This window comes from Streptomyces sp., from assembly GCF_019510245.1.
In the GTDB taxonomy this organism is placed as follows: domain Bacteria; phylum Actinomycetota; class Actinomycetes; order Streptomycetales; family Streptomycetaceae; genus Streptomyces.
This window is the reverse complement of record NZ_JAEKKT010000349.1, coordinates 1-4,410: the sequence shown is the minus strand read 5'-3', so window position 1 is coordinate 4,410 and position 4,410 is coordinate 1. Positions and strand designations below refer to the sequence as shown.

2 protein-coding genes are annotated in these 4,410 nt (G+C 74.1%); one reads left to right on the top strand and one right to left on the bottom strand.

Features of this window, described 5'->3' with window-relative positions; all coding sequences use genetic code 11:
- A partial coding sequence (locus JF597_RS51255; protein WP_294013420.1) for an Ig-like domain repeat protein occupies positions 1-2,535 on the top strand: 2,535 nt, incomplete at its 5' end.
- Here the strand turns inward: JF597_RS51255 and JF597_RS51250 are convergent.
- Positions 2,513-4,410, bottom strand: a 1,898-nt coding sequence (locus tag JF597_RS51250) for an aminodeoxychorismate synthase component I (RefSeq protein ID WP_294013417.1), incomplete at its 5' end; no start/stop codon positions are given. The two genes, JF597_RS51255 and JF597_RS51250, sit on opposite strands and share 23 nt — an antisense overlap.

The following is a 4,410-nucleotide window of genomic DNA, read 5'->3' as shown; positions in this document are numbered from 1 at the left end:
ACGACGTCCACCTCGGTGACGGCGCCGATGGGCGCGATCGCCGCCAGCGGATCGCACGTCCTCACCTACTCAGCGACGGTCGGGGCGGTTTCGTCGGGCACGATCGTGACCAGCAGCGGCGTCGTGACCTTCTCGCCGGCGACGACGGGCACCAGCCCGACCGCCGCCGACGCCACGTCGCTGACCGTCGGCTCGGCCAACACGCAGGACTGGACCGTCACCCTCACGCAGGCGCCACCCGCGAACGCGCACGTCGGCGACACCATCACGGTCAAGGCCAAGATCGCCGTGGGCGCCGGACCGGACGACCTGCAGGTGACCGGAGTGTCCTCCGGCGCCGGGTCGAACGGCTTCGACCAGGTCTCGTTCAGCGGGTCGCCGCCGTACACCGTGGCCGCCGGCGCGAGCAAGACCGTGACCGCGACCGCGCGCGTCACCGCCGCGCCCGGCACCGGCGCGGTACACCTGCAGGTGTCGGTGGACGGCGCGCTGGGCGCCGCTTCCACGTCGACGAAGTCGGTCGACACCAGCGACGTGGCCGTGGTCGACGCGGTGACGGCGACGCTGTCCGGCGGCCCTGCCACGGTGGTCGTGAGCGACCAGATCACCTACACGCTGACGCTCACCAACGCCTCGGACACCGCGGTGCAGCTGAGCGACCTGCCGGCCGGCCTCGTCGCCCCGACCGGCACCACCCAGGCCAACCGCACCGACGGCACGTCGACGATCGCCGCGCACGACTCGACGGCGTGGACGCTCGTCGTGGACGTCGACGACGCCGACGCCGACCAGTCGGTGATCACGCAGACTCCGTCCGCCAAGTACGCGATGAGCGCGGTCGGGCTGGGGGCCGAGTCGGTGCCGATCACGCCGACGTCGGTGTCGTCCACCGTCTCGAACGACACGACGAAGCCGGATGTCGCGATCGAGCAGGCGGGCGGGCAGACCGACCCGACCTCCAGCTCGCCGATCAGTTTCACCGCCACGTTCAGCGAGCCGGTCACCGGATTCACGGCCGGCGACATCGACGTGTCGGCCTCCGTGGCCGGGGGCACGCTGACGACCGTCGTGTCCGGCGGTCCGTCGGTCTACACGGTGGACGTCAGCGGCATGACGACGGACGGGACGGTCATCGCGACGATCCCGGCCGGCGTGGTGCAGGACGGCTCGGCGAACACCAACACCGCCTCGACCTCCACCGACAACGTGGTGACCTGGCAGCAGAAGATCCCGTCCACCACTGGGGTCGCACTGACTCCGACGGCGAGCGTGTACGGCCAGACGGTCACGGCGACCGCCACCGTGGGTGTCACTTCGGGCACCGCCGACGGCGCGGTGCAGTTCGCGGTCGACGGCACCGACGTCGGCACCCCCGTCACGGTGATCGCCGGGACGGCGCTGAGCCCGGCGCTCACCGGCTCGGGCGGCATCCCGCTGCCGGTCGGCTCGCGGCACGTTACGGCGACCTTCGCGCCGACCGATCCCACGACGTACGCCGGTTCGACCAACTCGGCCGACATCGTCGTCGCCCAGGCGGCCACGGCGACGACGGTGACCGTGCATCCGCACGCGCTCACGGCCTCGGTCGTGGCGAGCGCACCCGGCAGCGGCACCCCGGACGGCACCGTCGCGTTCTCGGTCGACGGCAACCCGGTCGGCTCGGCGCCAGTCGTCAGTGGCACGGCAACGCTCAGCCACACGACGCCGGCCGGCGCGACGCACTCGATCAGTGCGGTGTACTCGGGTTCGGCGAACTACCTCCCGTCCTCCGACTCCACGGCGCGGCACGACCCGTCCATCACCGCGCACCTGACCAGCGCGCACGGCAAGTCGGCGGCCGGCTGGTACCGCACGCCGGTGCACGTGTCCTTCACCTGCACCCCGCACGGAGCGCCGCTGACGGCGGCCTGCCCGTCGGCGGTCACGGTGACGCACCAGGGCGCGGCCCGGGTCGTGAGCCGGACGATCCTGGCCACGGACGGCGGCGCCGCAACGGCGAGCGTGTCGATCAACCTCGACCGCACGGCGCCGAAGGTCGTCGTGAAGGGCGTGATCAACGGCGGGCAGTACGCCAAGCCCGGGCCGACGCCGGCCTGCGTCGCGTCCGACGCGCTCTCGGGCGTCGCGTCCTGCACCGTCAGCCGCCACTCGCACACCACGGGTGACTCGACGACGGTGCACTACCGCGTGACCGCGCGGGACAAGGCCGGCAACGTGCGCACGGTGAACGGCACGTACCGCCTGGTGCCCCTCGCCCTCGCCGGCGCCGTGTTCGAGCACGGCGCCTACACGGTGCACCGCCGGCACACGTACCTGCTCGAGGTGCACTCGGTGAGCCGGCCGGCGTACTACGACGCCACGCCGTACCCGGGCACGCCCTTCCAGCCCGACCCGATCGCGATGCACGCCGCCGGCCACCACCTGTGGTCGCTGCCGGTGACGATGCAGCCGCGCCTCCATACCCACCGGTTCTGGAACATCGGCATCAAGATCGGGGGGTCGATGCGGGTGCTCAAACTGCGGGTCCTGGGCTGAGCAGCGCCGCGAGTCCGGCGACCACGTCGTCGGCTCGCGGCAGAGCCACACCGTCGATGCTCGCGATGGGGACGGCGAGGCTCAGGCTGCTGGTCCAGAACGCCGGGCGTACCTGCAGCGCGGCGAGGGGGAAGACCCGCAGGGCGGTGGGACGCCCGGCGTCACGCGCGAGGTCCAGGACGGCCCGCCGCGTGACGCCGGGCAGCAGGTCGTCGCGCAGCGGCGGCGTGACCAGCGTGCCGTCGGGCTCGATCAGAAAGACGTTGCCGCGCTCGGTCTCCAGCACCGTCCCATCAGCGGCGACGTAGAGCGCGTCGGGGGACGTCCACCCGCGTTCGCACCACTTGTGCCGCCACGAGCCGCCGGGGCGCGGGCGGCACTGCAGCGCGATCGGTGCGGGCGGCGCACCGCGGGCGGTGACCTCGAGGTGCACCGCGCCGTCGGGCGCGACGGTGACGCGCACCGCGGCTCGTCCCGCCGGCCCGGCGAGCGCCGCCGCCCGGACTCGCTCAGGCAGGTCCTCCGGCAGCCCGGCGCCGTAGAGCTCGCGGGTCGAGCGGTCGAGGCGGGCCAGGTGGTCGGCCAGGCGCAGCACCCGGCCGTCCACCGCGAGGAGCGTCTCGAACACGCCACCGGCGAGCTGGGCCGGCGTCGGGTCGACGGGCGGCGAGAACGGTGCGTCCCCGGCCCCGGCAGCGCGGAGCAAGGGCGTCGCCTTGTGCCCGCACTCCTGCCACTCGAGCATCGGCACGCTGTCGGCGGTGATCCCGCCGCCGACGCCGAGCTCGAACCGCTCGCCGGTGATCTCGAAGGTGCGGATCGCGACGTTGAGCTCCAGCCCGAGCGGCCCGGCGTAGCCGATCGCGCCGGTGAAGGTGCCGCGCGGGACGTCCTCGAGACGCTCGATCGCGGCCCGGGCCGCCGCCTTGGGGGCGCCGGTCACCGAGCCGGGCGGGAAGGTGGCGGCGAGCAGGTCGGCGTCGGTGACGTCCGGACGGAGCCGGCCCTCCACCGTCGAGACGAGGTGCCATACGCCCGGGGCGGGACGGACGGCGAGCAGTGCGGTGGGGTGCACGCTGCCGATCTCGCTCACCTGGCCGAGGTCGTGCCGCACGAGGTCGACGATCATGACGTTCTCGGCGACGTCCTTGGCCGAGCGGCGCAGGGCCTGCTCGGCGCCGGGCCGGTCGCGCGGCAGCGTGCCCTTGATCGGGTCGCTCTCGACCACGCGGCCGCGGCGGCGCAGGAACAGCTCGGGGCTCAGGCTGACGACAGCGAGTCCGCCGGGTTCGCCGGGCTCAGCGGCGAGGTAGGCCGCCCGGGCCGGAGCGAGGCGCTCGACGGCGGCGGCGAACAGCGCGGCCGGGTCGCCGGTGAAGCGGCCGGACAGCCGCGTGCAGACGTTGACCTGGTACAGCTCGCCGGCCCGGATGAGCTCGATCGCCGTCTCGACCGCAGCCAGGTGCCGCTCGACCGGCGGCCCGCTCACGCCATCGAGGGTCCAGTCCAGTTGCGGCGTGGGGCCGTCGAGCAGGGCTCGCCACTCGGCCAGGCGGGCGGCCGTCGCGGGAGTGTCGCCCAGGGCCTCGAACCACCACCGCCCGCCGACCTGCCGCACGACGTGGTCGTGGAACGCGAGGCGGGACGCGCCGTCGTAGGCGAGGCGGCCGAACCAGCCGCCGCCCAGGAAGCCCTCCGCCGCACGGTTCACGTGAACCGGGTCGGCGAGGACGTCCGGCGTGCGGCTCGTCCGCACCGGGTGCGACGTCAGCACCGCCGCACCGCCCGCCCAGTCGCCGACGAGCGCCACGAGGCCGGGACGGCCGGCGGCCCGGCGGACCAGTTCGGCCGGCACCGGCCCGGGACCCAGATCGA